The sequence below is a fragment of the Flagellimonas sp. genome (assembly GCF_965215805.1).
Taxonomy (GTDB): domain Bacteria; phylum Bacteroidota; class Bacteroidia; order Flavobacteriales; family Flavobacteriaceae; genus Flagellimonas.
Map to the genome: position 1 here is coordinate 3,072,459 of NZ_OZ244124.1, position 21,701 is coordinate 3,094,159.

The 21,701-nt window shown below is 41.9% G+C and carries 19 protein-coding genes; 9 read left to right on the top strand and 10 right to left on the bottom strand.

Going from position 1 to position 21,701, the window contains the following annotated elements:
- Positions 1 to 15: 15 nt before the first annotated feature.
- Both ACOOE0_RS13555 and ACOOE0_RS13560 read right to left on the bottom strand, forming a co-directional pair.
- Positions 16 to 699 carry a hypothetical protein gene (locus tag ACOOE0_RS13555; protein WP_420399438.1) on the bottom strand — a complete coding sequence of 228 codons (684 nt, stop codon included), beginning with the start codon at positions 697 to 699 and terminating at the stop codon, positions 16 to 18.
- A gap of 66 nt (positions 700 to 765) precedes the next feature.
- A complete protein-coding gene (locus ACOOE0_RS13560; RefSeq protein WP_420399439.1) occupies positions 766 to 1,539 on the bottom strand; it encodes an MBL fold metallo-hydrolase in 774 nt (257 codons plus the stop codon).
- A 169-nt stretch (positions 1,540 to 1,708) separates the two neighbouring features.
- On the opposite strand from ACOOE0_RS13560, the gene ACOOE0_RS13565 reads away from it, so the two are divergent.
- Positions 1,709 to 2,596 (top strand): hypothetical protein, encoded by an 888-nt coding sequence (locus tag ACOOE0_RS13565; RefSeq protein WP_420399440.1) that lies wholly within the window; start codon positions 1,709 to 1,711, stop codon positions 2,594 to 2,596.
- Positions 2,597 to 2,670: 74 nt separating this feature from the next.
- On the opposite strand, the gene fumC is transcribed toward ACOOE0_RS13565, so the two are convergent.
- On the bottom strand, positions 2,671 to 4,068 hold the full coding sequence (fumC, locus tag ACOOE0_RS13570) for a class II fumarate hydratase (protein ID WP_420399441.1): 1,398 nt from the start codon (positions 4,066 to 4,068) through the stop codon (positions 2,671 to 2,673).
- 140 nt (positions 4,069 to 4,208) lie between these two features.
- On the opposite strand from fumC, the gene ACOOE0_RS13575 reads away from it, so the two are divergent.
- Positions 4,209 to 4,382 carry a hypothetical protein gene (locus ACOOE0_RS13575; protein ID WP_420399442.1) on the top strand — a complete coding sequence of 58 codons (174 nt, stop codon included), beginning with the start codon at positions 4,209 to 4,211 and terminating at the stop codon, positions 4,380 to 4,382.
- A 36-nt stretch (positions 4,383 to 4,418) separates the two neighbouring features.
- On the opposite strand, the gene ACOOE0_RS13580 is transcribed toward ACOOE0_RS13575, so the two are convergent.
- The 3 genes from ACOOE0_RS13580 to prfB form a co-directional block, all read right to left on the bottom strand.
- Complete coding sequence (locus ACOOE0_RS13580; protein WP_420399443.1) at positions 4,419 to 4,910, bottom strand: hypothetical protein; 492 nt, start codon at positions 4,908 to 4,910, stop codon at positions 4,419 to 4,421.
- A gap of 44 nt (positions 4,911 to 4,954) precedes the next feature.
- Complete coding sequence (gene arsC, locus ACOOE0_RS13585) at positions 4,955 to 5,299, bottom strand: arsenate reductase (glutaredoxin) (protein ID WP_420399444.1); 345 nt, start codon at positions 5,297 to 5,299, stop codon at positions 4,955 to 4,957.
- 123 nt (positions 5,300 to 5,422) lie between these two features.
- Positions 5,423 to 6,518, bottom strand: a protein-coding gene (gene prfB, locus ACOOE0_RS13590) for a peptide chain release factor 2 (RefSeq protein WP_420399445.1) whose coding sequence is annotated in 2 segments (ribosomal slippage) — positions 5,423 to 6,454 and positions 6,456 to 6,518 — 1,095 coding nt in all. Because the reading frame shifts where the segments join, the coding sequence is not laid out codon by codon here.
- Positions 6,519 to 6,600: 82 nt separating this feature from the next.
- Between prfB and ACOOE0_RS13595 the strand changes: the two genes are divergently transcribed.
- Entirely contained in the window at positions 6,601 to 9,003 is a 2,403-nt protein-coding gene (locus ACOOE0_RS13595) for a zinc-dependent metalloprotease (RefSeq protein ID WP_420399446.1), read from the top strand.
- 125 nt (positions 9,004 to 9,128) lie between these two features.
- Positions 9,129 to 10,154, top strand: coding sequence for a threonine aldolase family protein (locus tag ACOOE0_RS13600; RefSeq protein WP_420399447.1), 1,026 nt, complete (start codon positions 9,129 to 9,131; stop codon positions 10,152 to 10,154).
- A 4-nt stretch (positions 10,155 to 10,158) separates the two neighbouring features.
- Here ACOOE0_RS13600 and ACOOE0_RS13605 read toward each other — a convergent pair whose 3' ends face one another.
- Positions 10,159 to 10,485, bottom strand: coding sequence for a YbaB/EbfC family nucleoid-associated protein (locus ACOOE0_RS13605; RefSeq protein ID WP_420399448.1), 327 nt, complete (start codon positions 10,483 to 10,485; stop codon positions 10,159 to 10,161).
- A gap of 57 nt (positions 10,486 to 10,542) precedes the next feature.
- On the opposite strand from ACOOE0_RS13605, the gene ACOOE0_RS13610 reads away from it, so the two are divergent.
- The 4 genes from ACOOE0_RS13610 (at position 10,543) to ACOOE0_RS13625 (ending at position 18,592) form a co-directional block, all read left to right on the top strand.
- Positions 10,543 to 12,681: a S9 family peptidase gene (locus ACOOE0_RS13610; RefSeq protein WP_420399449.1), complete on the top strand. Its 2,139-nt coding sequence runs from the start codon at positions 10,543 to 10,545 to the stop codon at positions 12,679 to 12,681.
- A gap of 114 nt (positions 12,682 to 12,795) precedes the next feature.
- Complete coding sequence (locus ACOOE0_RS13615) at positions 12,796 to 16,044, top strand: glycoside hydrolase family 2 TIM barrel-domain containing protein (protein ID WP_420399450.1); 3,249 nt, start codon at positions 12,796 to 12,798, stop codon at positions 16,042 to 16,044.
- Between the two features lie 124 nt (positions 16,045 to 16,168).
- On the top strand, positions 16,169 to 17,209 hold the full coding sequence (locus ACOOE0_RS13620; protein ID WP_420399451.1) for a PLP-dependent cysteine synthase family protein: 1,041 nt from the start codon (positions 16,169 to 16,171) through the stop codon (positions 17,207 to 17,209).
- A 123-nt stretch (positions 17,210 to 17,332) separates the two neighbouring features.
- The gene (locus tag ACOOE0_RS13625) at positions 17,333 to 18,592 is read left to right on the top strand and encodes an aminotransferase class I/II-fold pyridoxal phosphate-dependent enzyme (RefSeq protein WP_420399452.1); all 1,260 of its coding nucleotides are present in this window, start codon (positions 17,333 to 17,335) and stop codon (positions 18,590 to 18,592) included.
- Between the two features lie 19 nt (positions 18,593 to 18,611).
- Here ACOOE0_RS13625 and ACOOE0_RS13630 read toward each other — a convergent pair whose 3' ends face one another.
- The 3 genes from ACOOE0_RS13630 to ACOOE0_RS13640 all read right to left on the bottom strand — a co-directional run bounded on the left by ACOOE0_RS13630 (position 18,612) and on the right by ACOOE0_RS13640 (position 21,349).
- Positions 18,612 to 19,073 (bottom strand): DUF2059 domain-containing protein, encoded by a 462-nt coding sequence (locus ACOOE0_RS13630; RefSeq protein ID WP_420399453.1) that lies wholly within the window; start codon positions 19,071 to 19,073, stop codon positions 18,612 to 18,614.
- Between the two features lie 108 nt (positions 19,074 to 19,181).
- Positions 19,182 to 20,303, bottom strand: a complete 1,122-nt coding sequence (locus ACOOE0_RS13635; RefSeq protein WP_420399454.1) for a GTP cyclohydrolase — start codon at positions 20,301 to 20,303, stop codon at positions 19,182 to 19,184.
- 65 nt (positions 20,304 to 20,368) lie between these two features.
- Positions 20,369 to 21,349, bottom strand: a complete 981-nt coding sequence (locus ACOOE0_RS13640) for a transporter (RefSeq protein WP_420399455.1) — start codon at positions 21,347 to 21,349, stop codon at positions 20,369 to 20,371.
- A gap of 85 nt (positions 21,350 to 21,434) precedes the next feature.
- Between ACOOE0_RS13640 and ACOOE0_RS13645 the strand changes: the two genes are divergently transcribed.
- Positions 21,435 to 21,695, top strand: coding sequence for a DUF4834 family protein (locus tag ACOOE0_RS13645; RefSeq protein WP_420399456.1), 261 nt, complete (start codon positions 21,435 to 21,437; stop codon positions 21,693 to 21,695).
- The last annotated feature ends 6 nt before the right edge of the window (positions 21,696 to 21,701 follow it).

A 21,701-nucleotide genomic window follows, 5' to 3' on the forward strand; every position in this document is an offset into this window, starting at 1 on the left:
AATCAACCAACGGATTTACTGTTCTGATTCCAAGCTTTTAAGTGCTTGTTGCAGTAGACTTTTAGCATCTTCAATATAGGCTTTTTGATGGTGCTCCAGGCTATTGGGGTCGTTTTCCTTTTCAGGCAAACTTTGTTGAAAGCCATTACTGAATTGCACCAAGTCTAAAACTGCCTTCTCTGCTCTGGTCAATTTATCATTGGCATGTTTATCAAAAACCTTGAGCATTTCCTGCTCCATGGAATCCTTATCTTCTTCGGAATCGGCATAAGCTTCATGCTCCAAGGTGGTATCAGCACTATCCTCAACCACAGTATCGGGCACAACGCCAAGAGTGCATTCATCCAAAATGGTGATCAGTTCATTGATCAATCCCATGGATTTCTTGGAAAAAAAGCGTCCAGCATCCCAATCCACAGGTTCTATGGCCTTGTTGAGGGCTTCAATGGCATCCAATCTTTTATCCTCGGATTTAGCACAAGCGCATTCTGCCATAAAACTCTCAGATTTTTCCAAGGCAATCAAAGCTCTTTCGGCATAATACATTTGATGTTCAAAATTGGTTGCGCCCATGGCCTTTTTGGTATGGCTTAGTCCATAGGTGATTTTGGCATAGAAATTATCACACTGATTGGAAAAGGAAAAATGCGCCATTAAAATGCACACTAGGGCAAACAAAGAGGTGTGTTTGTTGATCATGGTTAAGTACTGATTTGGGTTGGTACTCTAACCTTAACGAAATTTGGGCTTCAATATTTTATGGGATTAAAATTCATCATTAGGGTACCAGTCCAATTGCACAACCTCAATATTTGGATTTCCGTTGTTGACAATGGTCTTAAACATTTTCACATCGCTTACGTTGGGTCTGCCCCTGTAGTGATACGGGTAGATCTCCTTGGGTTGAAACTCTAAAACAGCATCCGCCGCGCTGTAAACGTTCATGGTATATGGAAGGTTCATGCATACAAAGGCCTTATCAATATTTTTTAAAGCCCTCATTTCAGGGATATCTTCGGTATCCCCAGAAAAGTAGAGCCGTTGCCCTTCCATGTCAAGCACATAGCCATTGCCTCTCCCTTTGGCATGAAATTTAAGGGCCTCTTGCCGAAGATTATACATGGGTATGGCCTCCACCGTAATTCCGTACCGTTCTTTGGAATCCCCATTGTGCAATACATCGATTTGGGGGGTAAATTCTTGGGGCATCTTATCAGCTACAGCCTGTGGTACCATAATCTTGGCTTTGTGCGTATCCAGTTCTTGTATGGTCTCCAAACTAAAATGGTCTCCGTGAATGTCAGTGATGAGAATGAGATCAGGTAGTTTTTGGCCCTCAAAGGCTTTTTTGCCACCCACAGGATCAATATAGATGGTGATTTCGTTCCATTCCAAGACGGCCGTCGCATGTTCGATAGGAATTATTTTGACGTCTTCCGTTTTCGGTTTTTCAACAATCATCACGGCTTGCCCCATGGATTTTGGGCCTACCCCACATAAAAAAAGGAAAAAAGATAGGATTGTTAATAATTTTTTCATGAGACAAAATTTTAGAAAGCCCTTTAAAATTAGTACATCCAGACTACAAGTCCATATTTTTTTAACATAGTTTACATATAAATGATCCAAATCAAAAACTATAGCGTATATAACTCAGAACGCAATTGATCAAATCACTTAATAGCAAGAATCAATTAATTTAAAAGTTATGACTGAAACAAAAAGTAACAACGGATTAAAGGTAATCGCAGGTTTGTTGGCTGTGGTTCTTTTGGGAACCATTATCTATACGGTTAGCCTTTACCAGGATAAGAAAAAAACCACTACTGCTCTTACACAGGAGAAGGAATTGGTTGTGGAGGATTTGAACAACCTAAAATCTGAGTACGACAAAGCAATTTTGGAAAGCAACGCTACCAATGAGGAATTGGTTGCCGCTCGTGACAACATTGCAAAATACATTGATTCTGTACAAGGAATGAAAGCTGATATCGCTTCTCTTTCAAGATACAGAAGACAAGTAAGTGTACTTAAGGCAGAAAGAGAAAAATTATTGAAGCAAGTAGATTCTTTGACTACTTCCAACACCTTGTTGGCTATGCAAAGAGACAGCACTTTTGTAGAGCTGGAAAAGCAAACTGTATTTAACGATTCTTTGGTAGTTCAGAACACTCAATTGGCCGATGCCGTTGAAAGAGGATCTGCACTAAGCCTTTCTACTTTTACTGTTGATGCCGTAAGGGAAAGAAACAGCGGTAAATTGGTTTCTACTTCTAGAGCTAAAGCTACTGATAAGTTTAAAGTTTGTTTTACCGTTGCTGATAACGTAATTGCCGAAGCAGGTGACCGTGAGTTCTTTATTGAGGTATTGGATCCCCAAGGAAATGTATTGGGAGATAGCTTCTCTAAATCTAGCGAAGAAGGTGCTTCCATCACCTATAGCAAGGGTACCAACTTTTACTATGAGAACAGCTCTTTGGATGTATGCGATTACATCAATAAGCCGGCTTCCGATTTCCAAAAAGGAAACTACATGGTAAATGTATATGATAACAAGCTGAAGCTTTTGGGAACTTCCAAATTTGCTTTAAAATAGTATACACTATCCACATTTCACAAAAAAGCCCGATCTGTAATGGATCGGGCTTTTTTATTTGATGGGTATTGAAATTACTTTAAACTACCCACCATGTCTTCCGGTTTTACCCAAGCATCGTATTCTTCTGGGGTAACGTATCCTAGGTTAATGGCTTCTTCTCTTAAAGTAGTGCCATTTTTATGAGCTGTATTGGCAATTTCTGCTGCTTTATAATATCCAATTTTGGTATTCAGTGCGGTGACCAACATCAATGAGTTGTTCAGTAAAGTTTTAATGACTTCATGGTTGGGTTCGATTCCAACTGCGCAATTCACATCAAAACTTACACAACCATCTCCGATGAGTTGGGCTGATTGCAAAATGTTTGCTGCCATCATAGGTTTAAAGACGTTTAGTTCATAATGTCCTTGCGTACCACCCACGGACACGGCGACATCGTTACCCATTACTTGTGCACAAACCATAGTCAGTGCCTCGCATTGGGTAGGATTAACCTTTCCCGGCATAATGGAGCTTCCCGGTTCGTTCGCGGGAATAATGATTTCTCCAATACCCGATCTAGGTCCGGAAGCCATCATTCGAATGTCATTGGCAATTTTGTTCAGGGAAACGGCCAACTGTTTTAAAGCCCCATGACTCTCAACGATTGCATCATGTGCAGCAAGAGCCTCAAATTTATTCTCAGCCGTTTTGAAAGGTTGTCCGGTAAATTCTGCTATGTATTTGGCTACCAAAACATCGTACCCTTTAGGGGTATTCAATCCGGTTCCAACAGCGGTTCCTCCCAGAGCAAGCTCACTTAAGTGTTCCAGTGTGTTCCTTAAGGCTTTCAGACCGTGGTCCAATTGTGAAACATAACCGGAAAATTCCTGACCCAAGGTTAGGGGAGTGGCATCCATCAAGTGCGTACGTCCAATTTTGACCACATCCTTGAACTCCTTGGATTTTTTATCCAAAGTATTCCTTAATTGTTCAACTCCAGGGATGGTTACCTCTACGATTTTTTTGTAAGCGGCAATATGCATTCCCGTAGGAAAGGTATCATTGGAGGATTGACTTTTGTTGACATCATCGTTGGGTTGTATGGTTTTTTCTCCTTCACCAATTTTCTTACCAGCAATTTCATGTGCCCGGTTCGCAATCACCTCGTTCACGTTCATGTTGCTTTGGGTTCCAGAACCGGTCTGCCAAATGACCAAGGGGAATTGCCCATCGTGCTGCCCTGCGAGGATTTCATCACAAACTTGACCAATCAAATCCCTTTTGGATTCAGCGAGAACTCCCAATTCATGATTAGCATAGGCAGCGGCTTTTTTCAAATAGGCAAAGCCGTATACCACTTCCAAGGGCATAGAGGCGGGGACACCAATTTTAAAATTATTACGGGAACGTTCCGTTTGGGCTCCCCAGTATTTGTCAGATGGGACCTTGACTTCGCCCATCGTATCTTTTTCAATTCTGAAACTCATTTTTGCTTTTTTAAGGATATGCAAATTTAGGGGTTCAGTCATTTATTTTATATGACTTATGCCCAAATCAACATTTTTTGAATACAGATTTGTTTTTTTTGATGAAATGAAGGTATCTTTGCCAAACAAAAGCAAACCACATGTTCGAATTTGACCAATATTTAGGATTTCTTGCATTCTTAACCATCTTGACCATCGGTTTTTGGTTGATGATTTTCTTATTGACTTTTGTAGTGCCTTACTGGTTGTTCGGCAACCTAAGGGAAATGTACCAAGAAAGACGTGAGGCCAAACGCGCCAAACGAAACGAATAGATAAAAAAAAGCCCCCGAAATTTTCGGGGGCTTTTTTTATGTTTTGGATTTCTTTTTATCCTTCTTCTTCTTTTTCTTCTTTTTGGCCTTGAACTTATTTTTCTGCAGTTCTATATAGGCCAAGTATTTGTCTTCCGGGAGGCCCGCCTTCATCTCCGAATCTTGGCGTTCCTTTATTTTTTCCACTTCTTCTCTCATTTTTTCAGGCTCCAGTTCCAAGATTTGAAGTTCAATACGCTGTTGAACGGATTTGACCAATGTGGTTCTTACCACAGCAACTTCAAAAGGATCCAATCCAAGTTCTTCGGTGATCTTGGGCATTTCAAGGTCCACAATTTCTTCTGCGGTAAGCGGATCGGCCTTTTTAGGTGGGTCTGCTGCCTGGGGGATGGTGCTGCGTTGTCTACCATATCTACTCCCGTAGCCATAGCCATAAGGACTCCCGTAGCCATACTGCGCTACCAAATCATTCACACAGAACAAGCCTAATAGCGTGGCCAATATATATAAGGTTCGTGTTTTTTTCATAATCAAAAACAGAATTGTTTATCGTTGTTTTTCAATGGATTACCCTAGCCCAACAAGATACTAATTTTATCTGCAGGTCTTCCTATGACCGCCTTATTATCTTTTACAATTATAGGTCGCTCAATCAATTTTGGATGTTGTACCATCGCATCAATAATTTCAGAATCCGTGAGACTTTTACCCTTGAATTGTTCTTTCCACACAGCTTCATTTTTGCGAACCAATGTCTCTGGTGAAATACCCAAATAACCAATTAGGGTTTCCAATTCTTCTCTCGACGGAACTTCTTCCAAATACCGTACCACTTCAAAAGATTCGCCACTGTTTTCCAAAAACTCCAATCCTTCGCGCGACTTTCTGCATCTAGGGTTGTGATATATTTTTATCATGATGGATCAATTAGCAATTAACAGTTGTCAATTTACAATTCTCTAAATAGTTTTTAAGTTTCAAACACCAAACACCAAACACCAAACACCAAACACCAAACACCAAACACCAAACACCAAACACTACTCCGCTTTCTGCCCCATCATCATTAAAAAGGCCTTCAAAAAAGGATTGATTTCCCCGTCCATCACCGCATCCACATTTCCTGTTTCCTCAGAGGTACGTACATCCTTGACCAATTTATAGGGGTGCATCACGTAATTTCGGATTTGTGATCCCCATTCAATCTTCATTTTGGATGATTCGATCTCCGCTCGGGCTTCCTGTTTTTTGCGAAGCTCAATTTCGTACAATTGGGATTTCAACATTTTCATGGCCGTAGCCCGGTTATCGTGCTGTGATCTGGAGTCTGAACAGGAAATTTGAATTCCAGTAGGCTTGTGCACCAGTTGAACCTTGGTTTCCACCTTGTTCACATTTTGTCCTCCAGCGCCACTAGATCGTGCTGTTGTTATTTCAATGTCGGATGGATTTACATCAATCTCAATCGTGTCGTCCACAAGGGGGTACACATACACAGATGCGAAAGACGTGTGTCTTTTGGCATTGCTATCGAATGGGGATATACGTACCAAGCGATGAACCCCATTTTCGCCCTTTAACCATCCAAAAGCAAATTCTCCCTCAATTTGGAGTGTCACCGTTTTGATCCCGGCTACATCTCCCTCCTGATAGTTGAGTTCCTTGACCTTATATCCATTTTTCTCGCTCCACATCAAGTACATGCGCATCAGCATGGATGCCCAATCGCAACTTTCCGTACCACCGGCTCCAGCTGTAATCTGAAGTACCGCCGTAAGCTCATCTCCTTCCTCGGAAAGCATGTTCTTGAATTCCAGGTTTTCTATGGATAACAGGGCTTGGTCATATTGCGAGTTGACCTCATCTTCTTCAACTTCCCCAGCTTGAAGAAACTCCATCAAAACTTCCAAATCACCCACCAAAGATGTAGCGGAATTGTAATCCTCCACCCATTTTTTCTTGGATTTCAAGGCTTGCATTTGTTGCTGTGCTTCTTGGGGATTGTCCCAGAATCCGGGAGCTGCAGTTTTCTCCTCTTCGTTTTCTATTTCGATGAGTTTGGCATCAATGTCAAAGATACCTCCTTAACGCGCCAAGGCGTTCAATAAGATCTTTTTGTTGATCTGTGGTAATCATAGAATTTATTTCAGGCAAAAATAAGGTTTCAATGCAGTCAGACAACGAAATTTATATAATTTTAGCTAGAACTAATTCGAATATGAAAAAATACATTCTTGCTCTCTTCGCGATTGCCGTTTACTCCCAATTTTCAGTTGCCCAAAATTTTGAAAAAGCTAAGGATTACCAAAAGTTCAATGGGTATTTCAATTTTTATTATGATGATGCTTCCGATAAGATTTTTCTTCAAGTGGATGATCTGGAAAAGGAATTTCTCTATGTGTATTCCCTGAGTAGCGGAATTGGAAGTAACGATATAGGTCTGGATAGGGGACAATTGGGAAATGAGCAGGTAGTTTATTTCAAAAAAGCGGGAAACAAGCTATTGCTGATTCAACCCAATTTGACCTTTAGAGCCATTACGGAGAATGAACTGGAGCGCAAGTCAGTGGAACAGGCTTTTGCCAAATCTGTGCTGCATGGATTTAAAATAGAGGAAGAATCAAAAGGGAGTTATTTAATAGATATGACCGACTTTTTGATGCGTGATGCCCATGGGGTTTCTTCAAGATTGAAAAATACCAAACAAGGTTCCTATAGCTTGGATAAAACCAAAAGTGCCTTGGCTTTTGAGCGCACAAAGGCCTTCCCAAAAAATGTGGAATTTGATGTCACCCTTACGTTTAAAGGAAATGCACAAGGGGACTGGATACGATCTGTAACTCCAAATCCTTCGTTGGTCACAGTTGCACAACACCATTCCTTAATTGAATTACCGGATGACAATTATGAAAAAAGAGAGTTCGATCCTCGTTCTGGATCTAACCTGTTCTCATATTATGATTATTCAACGCCCGTGCAAGAACCTATTCTAAAAAGGTATATAACACGACATCGCTTAATGAAGAAAAACCCCAATGCGGAGGTGAGCGAAGCTGTTGAACCTATTGTGTATTACCTTGACAATGGCACTCCAGAACCTGTTCGCTCTGCGCTTTTGGATGGTGGGAGATGGTGGAACCAAGCCTTTGAGGCCATAGGCTACAAAGATGCTTTTCAACTCAAAATTTTACCGGATGATGCGGATCCTATGGATGTAAGATTCAATGTTATTCAATGGGTGCATCGTTCCACAAGGGGCTGGAGTTATGGTATGAGTGTGAAAGATCCCAGAACAGGAGAGATTATTAAAGGGCATGTTAGCCTGGGCAGTTTACGGATTCGCCAAGACTTTTTAATAGCCCAAGCCTTAATGAACAAACCCTTTGCAGAACGGGACGATAACTATCAGCCCATGTTGGAAATGGCACTTGCCAGGATTCGTCAGTTATCTGCACATGAAATTGGACATACCTTGGGATTTGCCCATAATTTTGCTGCCAGTACCAATAACAGGGCTTCTGTAATGGACTATCCCCATCCTCAATTTGAGCTGAAGGATGGAACTATCGACTTCTCCAATGCCTACGATACTGGCATAGGGGAGTGGGACAAGGTAACCGTTGCCTACTCCTATACCGATTTCCCAAGTGGTACGAATGAACGGGAAGGGCTTAATGCCATTTTGAAAAAGGCCCAAGATGATGGTCTGCGGTATATATCCGATCAAGATGCCCGACCCAGGGGTGGATCGCATGCTCTTGGACATCTTTGGGACAACGGCAAAAATGCCGCCCAAGAATTGGAGAGAGTAATGGAGATAAGAAAAACAGCGATCTCCAATTTTTCCATGGATAACATTCGGACGGGGGAACCCAATTCAGTTTTGGAGGATGTCTTTGCTCCCTTATATTTCTTCCATAGATATCAAACCGAAGCAGTTTCCAAGCTGATTGGTGGTTTGGATTACAATTATGCCACCAAAGGAGATGGACAACACACCGTGCGCACCATTAGCGCCGCTAGACAAGAGAATGCATTGGAAACCATCCTCACTACCTTGAATGCAGCAAACATAGCTTTACCTAAAGACAAATTGGAATTGTTCCCTCCGAGGGCCATTGGGTATGGAAAAACAAGGGAGTCCTTTAAGGGTAGAAGCGGAGTGGCCTTTGATGCGCTATCCGCTGCCGAAACTGCCGCAGATATGACCTTGGGATTGGTATTGCATCCTGAAAGGGCTTCGCGCCTCATCCAACAAAAAAGTCTTGATAAAGACCAATTAGGTTTGAATGCTGTTTTGGAAAATACCATTCAAAAAACCTTTGATGAATCGCATCGTGATCCTTATCTGCAAGAGGTACAACAAACAATCAACTTTAGGGTATTATATCATATCATGAATTTGGCCGCCAGCAAAGAGGTTCATCCGCAAGTAAATGCCATTGCCAATGAAACGCTAAGAAGTTTGAGGTCGTCCTTGCTAAGTAAGGGAAAAGGCACGATTGCAGCAGAGACCGTGAGACGTATTGATGCCTTTATGAATGCCCCGGCCAAGTTCAAACTGATTGCAGTTCCCAAAATTCCAGATGGTTCTCCTATTGGGATGGATTGTTTCCATTAAATAGTTAAAAGTGAAAAGTTAAGAGTTAATAGTAATGTAGCTTGAATTGCTGATAGTGACACATGGAAAAACTACCTTTTAACCATTAACCATTAACACAAACCACTTGCAGTGAACAAATAATCATGCAGATAAATCTAATAAGTGACACCGTAACCAAACCCACTCCTGGGATGTTAGAGGCCATGATGGCCGCCAAAGTAGGGGATGATGTGTTTAAAAATGACCCCACCGTGAACGCTTTGGAAGAAAAAGTTGCTGAATACTTTGGTATGGAGGCTTCCCTGTTTTTTCCCAGTGGTTCCATGGCCAATCAAACAGCCATTAAATTGCACACCCAACCTGGGGAACAGCTCATTTGTGACAAGTACGCCCATGTGTTTAATTATGAAGGAGGAGGGGCAAGTTTTAATAGTGGGGTATCCTGTAGATTGGTAGATGGAAATCGAGGAATGATGACCGCCGTACAGGTGGAGGAATCCATAAATCCGCCCGACTTTTATCACAGTCCCTTATCTACCTTGGTATGTATAGAAAATACGACCAACAAAGGAGGTGGGGCTTGCTGGAATTTTGAAGAATTAAAGAAAATACGGAAGGTTTGCGATCAAAACCAGTTGCATTATCATTTGGATGGTGCCAGACTTTGGAATGGTTTAGTAGCCAAAAATGAGAATCCCAAAGACTACGGTGACCTCTTCGAAACCATAAGTGTTTGTTTTAGCAAGGGATTGGGATGCCCAGTGGGCTCAGTCTTGGTGGGTTCAAGGGAGGCCATGGACAAAGCGCTTCGGGTCCGAAAAATTCTTGGAGGTGGAATGCGGCAATCTGGATTTTTGGCTGCTGCTGCCATTTATGCCATGGATCATCATATTGACCGTTTGTCCGAGGATCATGCAAAGGCCAAGGAAATTGGGGAGCTGCTCCAAAGCTTGGATTTTGTCCAGAAGGTAGAACCCATTGAAACCAACATCATTATTTTTGAATTGGATGAATCCAAAATGACCTCTGATGCCTTTTTGGGAAAACTGACCGAAAACCAGATTTCCATCATAGGAATGGGGCAAGGGAAACTGCGTATAGTCACACATCTGGATTACACCCAGACAATGCACGATCATTTTTTAAAAACCCTAAAAACTATAGGTTGATTGCCTATTTAAAAAGGGAATCCATTCCAGGTATATTGGGCATACCCTCTTTGGCCACAGCGGCCAATTCCGTCTCATTTACCTTGGTGGCCTGTTCTATGGCTTTATTCAGTGTTAGCACTAAATAATCTTCCAATTGCTCTTTGTCTTCAAGTAGACTATCATCAATGGCAATTGATTTAAGTTCCCTATTGGCGGTAATAGTGATTTTTAGCAATCCGTCTGAGGATTCCTCGTCAATCAGCACGGTATTCAAACGTTCCTTGGTTTGCTTAACCTTTTCTTGGGTCTCCTTGAGTTTACCCATCATTCCCATAAAATCTCCAAACATGATATAGTATAGTGTAAATTCAGGTCAAAAGTAATAATTTGGGCAAAATCTGTCGCGATGAAACTATCACTTTATACCTACTTAGGTTGTTTGATATGCCTTATTTTTGCAGCCGCTTGTAAAAATAAAACTGAAGACCGCATGAGGATTACTCCGCCAATAGCTAAAAAACACCCCAAGAAGCTTGAAAAACATGGGGACATTAGAATTGATGATTACTATTGGATGAACGATAGGGAAGATCAGGAGGTTTTGGATTACCTCAATGCTGAGAATGCCTACTATTCAGAAATGAGCAAGCATACCAAGGATTTTCAAGAGGAACTTTTCCAAGAGATGAAATCCCGCGTCAAGGAGGATGACAATTCGGTTCCGTATAAGTACAATGGCTACTGGTACATAACCCGTTATGAAAAAGGAGGGGAATATCCCATGTATTTTAGGAAGAAAGAGGATAGGGAAGCCCCAGATGAGCTCTTGTTCAATTGCAACGAAATGGCCAAAGAACATGAATTCTTCAATTTGAGAGGGATTTCCGTGAGTCCTGATAATACCTTGGCCTCATTTGCCACAGATACCGTATCGCGAAGACAATACACAATCCAAATCAAGGATTTGGAATCTGGACAAATTTTTGATGACAAGATTGAAAACACGACTGGAAGTTCTGTTTGGGCCAATGACGGAAGAACCTTGTTTTATACCAAAAAGGATCCAGTAACCCTTCGCGCCGATAAAATCTACAGACATGTTTTGGGCACATCGGTTTCAGAGGATGTATTGGTCTACCATGAAAAGGATTCCACCTATAACACTTTTGTGTATAAAACCAAATCGAAGAAATACCTGGTCATAGGGTCGGTAAGTACACTGACTTCGGAATATCAAATTTTGGATGCCAATGATCCAGCAGGGGAATTTGCCATATTTTCTCCCAGGGAGCGGGGGGTAGAATACGGTATTTCGCACTACAACGGCAACTTTTTTATCCTGACCAATAAGGATGGAGCCACGAATTTCAAGCTGATGAAGACCACGGACGCCAAAACTTCTTCGGAATACTGGCAGGAGTTTATTCCGCACAGGGAAGAGGTCTTGTTGGAAGATGTGGAGATATTCAAAGATTATTATGTGCTTTCGGAACGGGAAAATGGTCTTAACAAATTAAAGGTAAACCGATGGGACAGCTCAGCATCTTACTATTTGCCCTTTGATAGCGAGACTTATGTGGCGGGAGCTTCCATCAATGTGGAATTTAATTCCAAGATGTTCAGATACTATTACAATGAAATGGGAGCACCCTATGCCATTATCGATTTTGATATGGAGACCCAATCCAAAACAGTTTTAAAGGAACAAGAGGTGTTGGGCGGCAAGTTTGATAAAGCCAACTATAGAACCAAACGGGTTTGGGCCACAGCGAGGGATGGAGTCCAAATTCCAATTTCCATGGTCTATCATAAATATGTCGAATTTGACGGTAACAGTCCGTTGTTACAGTATGCCTATGGTTCCTACGGAAGTACTATAGATCCCTATTTTTCCTCTATTCGATTGAGCTTGTTGGACCGCGGCGTTGTTTATGCCATTGCCCATGTGAGGGGAGGCGAATATTTGGGTCGAGGATGGTATGACAATGGAAAATTACTCCACAAGAAGAACACCTTTACCGATTTTGTGGATTGTTCCAAATACTTGATTGCAGAAAACTATACCAGCCCTGAACATTTATATGCAAGCGGTGGTTCTGCTGGCGGACTGTTAATGGGAGCCGTTATCAACATGGCGCCGGAGTTGTATAATGGTGTTATCGCTGCGGTACCCTTCGTAGATGTGGTAACTACCATGCTGGACGATTCCATTCCATTGACCACTGGGGAATATGATGAATGGGGCAATCCCAATGAAAAGGAATACTATGATTATATGAAATCCTATTCTCCCTATGACAATGTTGAAGCCAAGAAGTATCCCAACCTCTATGTTTCTACTGGATTGCATGATTCCCAGGTTCAATATTGGGAACCGGCCAAATGGGTGGCCAAATTACGGGAGTTGAAGACCGATGACAATCTTTTATTCCTGGACACCAATATGGATGCAGGTCATGGCGGGGCGTCAGGAAGGTTTGAATCCTTAAGGGAAACTGCCAAGGAGTATGCATTTATCCTGGATTTGGAGGAAAAAATAGAGTAGCAAACTTACCTTTTCTGTGATTTCATAAAAGTGGTTTTGGATGATGGAATCCATCGTTGATTGCGTAATTTAGAGGCTACTTAATTGTAGCATATCTAAAACCAAAACCTCAAAATGAAAAACAATTTCATGGCGGTCTTGTGTCTTCTCGCAACCTGGACCGCACTCTCGCAATCTCCCAACGATTGGGAAAATCCGTTGGTGACCAGTATTAACAAGCTTCCTGCTCGCGCTACTTCCGTTTCGTTTCCCGATGAAGCCATGGCCCTTAAGGGTGACAGAAAAGCCAGTCCCCGTTATCAGAGCCTTAATGGAACTTGGAAGTTCAATTTTGCTCCAACTGTGGAGCAAGGAAAGGCCCATGAGGACTTTTACCAACCGACATTTGACGTATCTACATGGAATGGTATTCCTGTTCCGGCCAATTGGGAACTTCATGGCTATGGACGGGCCATTTACACCAATGTGACCTATCCATTTGTGCCCGTGGACCCACCCAATGTCCCAAAAGATGATAGTCCCGTCGGATTCTATCGAACCAATTTTACAATTCCCGCCAATTGGGATAATAACAAAGTAATTATCCATTTTGGAGGTGTCACTTCTGCATTTTATCTATGGATCAATGGAAAAAAAGTAGGCTATAGCCAAGGGAGTCGATTGCCAGCAGAGTTTGATATCACTGATTACCTGCAGGAAGGGGAGAACGTTCTGGCAGCCCAAGTTTTTAGATGGAGTGATGGCTCATATTTGGAAGACCAGGACCATTGGCGTTTGAGCGGCATTCATAGGGACGTTTATCTGGAAGCTTTGCCCACAACGCATATTTACGATTTCTTCGTACGTGCTTCATTGGATGACGCCTTTGAAAATGGCAAACTCAGCCTTCGACCCAAGCTTCAACTGGAAGAGGGGGTAGATGTTTCCAATTGGGAACTGTCCATGCAGCTGTTTGATGGAAACTCCAATCCAGTATTTGACAAAGCGGTTGCAAGATCCGTTTCGGAGCTCTTAAAGGAACAATATCCTCAAAGGGCCACAATCGATTTTGCATTTTTGGAAGCAGAAGTCGATAACCCTAAAAAATGGTCTGCAGAACATCCAAATTTATACACCTTGGTCCTGTATTTAAAGGATGCTACGGGAGCCATAGTAGAAACAAGGAGCAGCAAGGTTGGATTTAGGTCTATTGAAATCAGGGACGGGGAGTTTTTTGTGAATGGCCAACCGGTTCTCCTATATGGTGTTAACAGGCATGACCACAGCCAGCATACCGGTAAAGTGGTATCCGAAGAGATAATGAGGAAGGACGCATTGCTCATGAAGCAGTTCAACTTTAACGCTGTGAGAACGTCTCACTATCCCAACAACCCATTTTGGTATGAACTATGTGACGAATATGGATTGTACGTAATTGATGAAACTAACCTTGAAACCCATGGTATAACGGGAATCTTGACCAACAATCCAGATTGGGCCCATGCCCATGTAGATCGGGCGAAACGGATGGTGGAAAGGGATAAAAACCACCCCTCCATCATTTTTTGGTCTTTGGGAAATGAGAGTGGAATGGGTCCAAATCATGCTGCTATGTCGGGTTGGATCAAGGATTACGACCCTACCCGCTTTATTCATTACGAGGGAGCCCAGTACAGAAGTTGGGACAGGGGGTTGACCGATCCACCTTATGTGGATATCCGTAGTAGAATGTATAATTCCATAGAGTACATGGTAGATCTTGCCAATGCCCCAAAAGACCCCCGTGCGGTGATCTATTGTGAGTATGCGCATGCTATGGGGAATTCCTTGGGGAATTTTACCAAATTCTGGGACGCCATCAAGGCCAATAAGAGGTTTATTGGTGCTTTTATCTGGGATTGGACGGATGGTGCACTCATCAAAAAATTGGATAATGGTAAAGAGATGTGGGCTTATGGGGGCGACTACGGAGAAACCATTCACAGTGGAAACTTCAACAATAATGGGGTCATTAGCCCGGACCAAACCCCCAAACCAGCCACTTGGGAAGCCAAAAAGGTGCAACAACCTGTTGAAATCACCTCGGATGATTTGATGAATGGAATTTTCAAACTCAAAAACAGACATCATTTTACTTCTTTGTCCCAATATGATGGCTTTTGGAAATTGGAGGCTGACGGCCAAACCGTGCAAGAAGGCACATTTGAGGTGCCTGATGTAGAAGCTCAGGCCACGGGAACGATTCAAATCAATTACAAACAACCCAAGGTGAAACCAGGAGTTGGCTATTATATTACCCTGAGTCTTAGATTAAACAGGGACTACAATTGGACAAAGGCAGGTCATGAAACCTCCTGGCAACAGTTTGAATTGCCATTTTTTGAGGAGGCTCCCGAGCAAAAGTTAAAAGATAATAGGGATTTGTCTGCCGAAGAAACCGAGGATGCTGTGACTGTTGTTACCAAAACAGCTAGAGTTCGGTTTGACAAAAAGACCGGTGCACTCACTTCTATAGATTTACAGGGAACAGAATTGTTAAAAGGAGCGATACAGCCCAACTTCTGGAGACCTCCAACGGACAATGATGTCGGATCTAACATGCCGGAGCGGCAAAAGTATTGGAAAAATGCAGCCAAAGACAGAACATTGCGTTCGTTTGAAGTTGTTTACCAAGGCCCCAAAAGTATGATTTTGCAGGCGACTTATGATTTGCCAAAGGTATCTTCCGAAGATGGTGGACAACATCCAACTTTGGTAGTCAGATATTCAGTGTTTGGAGATGGTGAAATTGCTGTGGAAAGCACTTTTACCCCAGTAGCTGACCTTCCTAACCTAACTCGATTTGGTTTGCAATTGACCTTGCATGACGATTTTGATGCCATGGAATGGCTAGGGAAGGGCCCTCACGAAAATTATGTGGATAGAGCTACCTCTTCCGCTTATGGCTTGTACAGCAAATCGGTTAAAAACGACTTTTTCCATTATGTACGGCCACAGGAAAGTAATAATTATACTGGGGTGGAATGGGCAAGACTTGCTGATAAATCAGGCAAAGGGCTTGAAATTTTGGGCAGTGTTCCTTTAAGTGTTAGTGCATGGCCGTATACCATGGAGGATCTTTCGGACCCCAAGGGACATATTGTGGAATTACCGGAAAGGGATATCATAACCCTTAACGTGGATTACCGACAAATGGGCGTGGGAGGAGATGACAGTTGGACCATCAATGCAAGACCCCATGAAGAGTTTCGTCTGCCGTCCAAGGAATACAATTACGGTTTTGTGATACGACCCATATTGTCAAAATCCAAAAGGATTGACCATGGTATGCCACCAATCACAGAATCCAAGGAAAAGTTGGATAAGGCGTTACCATTGGACTAATTTGGGAAAATCGGGTGTAAGGGGATAATTCTTGGATAAAATGCCGCTTAAAATAAAAAATACTATTTTTGTCCCGGATTAATTGTTGGCATGTTCGGCAATTGCCCCTTACCTAAACCCAGTTATGAAAAAACAGATAAGTGCGTGTAGCAGTATTCTTGATTTAATTGGAAATACCCCTCTTGTTAAGCTAAACAAAATCGCAGAACCCCTTACCGGTAATTTTTATGCCAAGGTAGAGGCCTTTAATCCAGGCCATTCTTCCAAAGACAGAATTGCTGCCTATATTATTGAGGAGGCGGAGCGAAAGGGTATTTTGAAACCTGGAAGCACCATTATTGAAACTACCTCTGGTAATACAGGGTTTAGTTTGGCCATGGTGAGCATTGTTAAAGGTTATAAATGTGTTTTGGCGGTTAGTTCCAAATCATCACCTGATAAGATAGACATGTTGAGGTCCATGGGAGCTAAGGTATATGTATGCCCGGCCCACGTTAGTGCGGATGATCCACGATCATATTATGAGGTGGCCAAAAGATTGCACAGCGAGACCAAGAATTCCATTTATATCAACCAATATTTCAACGAACTGAACATAGCGGCCCATTACAATACCACGGGTCCTGAAATTTGGAACCAGACCAACGGTACAATCACCCATTTGGTGGCCTGTAGTGGAACAGGAGGTACTATTTCCGGAATAGCCAGGTATTTAAAAGAGCAGAACCCTGAGGTAAAAATATTGGGAGTTGACGCTTATGGTTCGGTATTGAAGAAATTTCACGAAACCGGGGAATTTGACCATAATGAGGTATACCCTTATCGAATAGAGGGATTGGGTAAAAATTTGATTCCTGCGGCAACGGACTTTAATTGTATTGACCGATATATCAAGGTAACCGATGGTGAAAGTGCCCATATGGCCAGAAAAATTGCGCATTCCGAAGGGATGTTTGTTGGCTATACCAGTGGAGCCGCCATGCAGGCCTTGTATCAGTTGAACACTGAAGGTGAATTTTCAGAGGATAGCAACGTGGTGGTAATATTCCCAGACCATGGTTCAAGGTATATGAGCAAGGTGTACAGTAATGAATGGATGGAAAACCAAGGTTTCTTCGACATCCAGAATTCCGAAGCACCTGAAAAAGTGGAGTATATCAAATAATAACAGAGACTTATAAAAAATTGGAACGGCAATGGTTTTCATTGCCGTTTTTTTATGTTCCCATTTCATTGTGAGGGCTTACCAAAAATATATATTTTTGCATTTGAATTAATTTTAGGGTAGATGAGAGATTTATTTGACAGGATTATTGAAAATAAAGGGCCTTTGGGAAAATGGGCTTCGCAGGCAGAAGGATATTTTGTATTCCCAAAATTGGAAGGTCCTATCTCTAACCGGATGAAATTCCAAGGAAAAGATGTTATTACCTGGAGTATTAATGACTATTTGGGATTGGCCAACCTACCTGAAATTAAAAAAGTGGATGGGGATGCTGCTTATGAGCATGGTTCTGCCTATCCTATGGGTGCTCGTATGATGAGCGGACATACCGACTATCACGAACAATTGGAGCAGGAATTGGCTGCTTTTGTTCACAAAGAAGCTTCTTACCTATTAAATTTTGGTTATCAAGGGTTCATGTCTGTGATAGATGCCTTGGTTGCCAAGGATGATATTATTGTCTATGATGTGGATTGCCACGCCTGTATTATTGACGGGGTCCGATTGCATATGGGCAAGCGTTTCACCTTTAAGCACAATGATGCTGGGAGTTTGGAAAAAAACTTGGAGCGTGCTACCAAACTGGCCTCAGAAACTGGTGGTGGTATTTTAGTGATTTCCGAGGGTGTATTTGGTATGCGTGGAGAGCAGGGAATTCTAAAAGAGATTGTTGGCCTCAAAAAGAAATATAAGTTCAGATTGTTGGTTGATGATGCCCACGGTTTCGGAACACTGGGTAAAACAGGAGCCGGAGCAGGAGAGGAGCAAGGTGTACAGGACGAAATAGATGTGTATTTGGCCACCTTTGCCAAATCCATGGCAGGTATTGGAGCTTTTGTAGCTGCTGACAAAGAAATTATAGAATACCTAAAATACAACCTTCGTTCCCAAATGTTCGCCAAGTCCCTTCCTATGGTCTATGTCAAGGGAGCCTTAAAGCGTCTGGATATGTTGCGCACAAGACCGGAGCTAAAGGCCAAACTTTGGGAAAATGTAAATGCCCTTCAAAATGGCCTTAAGGAGCGTGGATTTGATATTGGAACCACATCCAGCTGTGTAACTCCTGTATACCTGAATGGAAGTATTCCTGAAGCCATGGCTTTGGTAAAAGACCTTAGGGAAAACTATGGAATCTTCTGTTCCATTGTGGTTTATCCTGTGATACCCAAAGGACTGATCTTGTTGAGACTGATTCCGACTGCAACTCATACTTTGGAAGATATCAAAGAGACTCTGGATGCCTTTTCCGGCATTCGGGAACGATTGCAAAACGGAACCTATAAAAGACTTTCTGCAGCTGTAGCCGCTGCGATGGGTGAATAAGAGGGGGACCTCTTTTGGATTAATATCCTTTCTCTTCCAGTCTTTTTATCATTTTTTCACTGATTTTCAATCCCCATTGTTGTCCAACAGACATGGATTCAGCTGTGATTTTGGGCGTGTTGTCAGCAAATTTTTTCCCAACTGGGGTTGAATAGAAGGCCACAAGCTGCGATAAATCTTCTTCCGTCAGGTATTTTTGATAAACAGGTGTCAGCAATTGCACCAATTCATCAACCGAGGTTTTTTTGAATTCTGCCTGTAGTTCATCCCAAGTACCAGTGTCCACCGAGGTATAGTTTTGTTTAATCATATCAAACATTTGGTCTATAACGGTTACAAAAGTTTCATGGGATCCATTAACAGCGAATAGCTCCCCTAGCGCTTTTTCATAATTGGAAGTCTCATTTTGGGCAGTAACTGATAGCCCAATTAAACAAATACAAAGGATTGCATACTTTTTGGCGGAAAGTAAAAATTTCATGCTGAGGTTTTAAGGTTGTTTATTAGTCTACAAAACGGCTAAAGCTGGCTAAAATTGTGATTGCCAAATTCAGCCGCACTATACTATGAATCCCATCAAGTCAACTAACTAGCTTAACGACTTTTTATATGTTCTTCTTCGTTTATGGGTGACTGGGTCAAAATGCTTCCACATTTGCCTGATTGCCACGTTTTCTTCCAATTCAGGAGTACGGATGCAGTTGACCACCCCGCGTTTTTTGAAAGTTTTGTAGTATTCGTTGAAAATAATTGCAGTAACGCCTTTGTTCTGGTAATCTGGACGAATTCCAATCAAATAAAAGATAACATCCTTACTGTGTTTCTTGGCCTTCAATAAATGGAAGACTCCCGTTGGGAATAGTTTACCATTGGCCTTTTGCAAGGCTTGGGAAAAAGACGGCATTACAATGGCAAATGCTACCAACTGATCATCGGAATCGACAATAAATTTGATGTATTCAGGATTTATAAAGCTGATGTACTTCTTTTTGAAATACTCTTTCTGAACATCTGTAATCTTTACAAAAGAGGCTAAACTGGAATAGCTGTTGTTGAACAAATCGAACATTTTGTCCACCCAGGGCATGATTTCCTTGCTATTGCTAAAGTTGAGTTCGCGTAGTGAATATCGCTTCTTGATTAGGAGATTTGCCTTTTCAAAAATCTTTGGATCGGCATTGGCAAACAAAAACTTGTTTTCCAGATATTCCTTTTCCTTCACAAAACCATGGTGCTCGTAGTGTTTTTGATAGTATGGATGATTATACCAGGTGATCATGGTTCCAATATGGTCGAAACCATCAATGAGCACTCCTACTTTGTCCAGATTGGAAAAGCCAACAGGTCCTTCCATATAGGCCAGTTGATGTTCTTGTCCAATTTCAGCCACCTTTTCCAACAAGGTAGCAGAAACCTCCAAATCATCTATAAAATCAAACCATCCAAAGCGCATCTTCTTCAGATTTTGCTCTTTGACTTCCAGCCAATTGATTATCGCAGCCACCCTTCCTACTAGCTTCCCATCCTTGTAGGCCAGAAAAAAGGAGGCCTCGGCATTTTGAAACACAGGGTTTTTATCCGTATTGAAAGTTTCCATTTCATCGTTAATGATGGGAGGAACCCAATAGGGAGAATCTTTATAAATGGAAAAGGGGAATTTTACAAATTTCTTTAAATCGGACTTGGATTGTACCTGTTTTACTTGAACCATACAAAGTAGTTTGTAGGGTCAATATTAGGAATAATCTCCCAGAAGAAAAATGATATCCGGAAATCTTAGAAATCCAACTTATCTTTCTTCTTCTTTTTACTTTTTTTACGCTTTTTCTTGGCGGCGTTCTTCTTGATTTTCCCACTTCCACTGCCTTTTTGATTAACGGAAACCAATTTGTCCTTGTGGTAGTCCAATCTATAGGAGAAGCCCAAAACTGTGAATATGCGGGATGGATCGTTCTTAAAACCCGAACCTAGATGAAAATCTGCCTGAAAATTCGGGTTGATCAGATAGGCCACCCCAGTTCGTAACAGAATATCCGAATATCGGTCACTGCTGAACCCTTGACCTTCCAAAAACACACTCCATTTGGGATCTCTAAAAGAATGTGAAACGGACATCGCATAACTCCATTCCGGAAAGTCCGTTCCTATTCGGTCGTAGGCCACATTGGAAATGAGAACAAATCTAGGGGATAACCTACTTTGGGTGTTGATCCCTACCCGAGGTGTTGCAACATCGTCTCCTGGATAAAAAGGATTGTCCCCAAGGGTAAAAGTAGCACCTCCATAGATGGAAACTGCAGGAATCAGGTTTTTCCATTGAAAAACATTGTTGGCCCTCCAGCTATAAAGGTTGGGTTTATTGTTTTCAGGGTTCTTGAATGGATCATAAATCAAAAATTTAAGACCCAATCTATTTCTAGAGAAATCTGTTCGTCTTTCCTTTGTTCCCAAATCAGTAAAGGTGACGTTCTGCGAAATAAAGGATCCCTCGTAAACCAGTTCCAAAGTTTCAAACAACAGCCCGTATCTAAGGGCAAGGTCGGTTCCAAAAATATTCGAATCCGTGTTTAAGGAAGCGTCGTCACGTTGCTCGTAAACCAATCCCATTTCCAACTGTACCACATTTCTTCCAACGGCATAGGCGCTAACGGCTCTCCCGGGCCTGTTGGAATTGATAACATCTGTGTATTGGGCCATGGAAATAAAGGGAACCAAAAAGAAAAGCAAAGAGATTTTTCTCAAACTAGGGAAATCCATATAACTGATTTTAATACTATTTTATGAAACTTTAAGTGCGTTTACGGTACTAACAATGTAATTTTGATGCAATAGCTATTGTTATATGGTTTTATTACAAACGATTTTACTGGTTGTATTAGTATATTACGCGGTCAAATTGCTGCTAAAATGGCTGGCACCCCGATTGCTGAATTATGCGGTACGCAAAACTGAAGAACGATTTGGGCAACAATTTGGATCGTATCAGGATTACAGTGAACCCAAGGAAAAAGAAGGAGAAACAAGTATTTATAAGCAACCCAACCCAAAATCCAATCCCTCAAAAAAAGTTGGAGAATACATAGATTTTGAAGAAATTGACTAATATTTG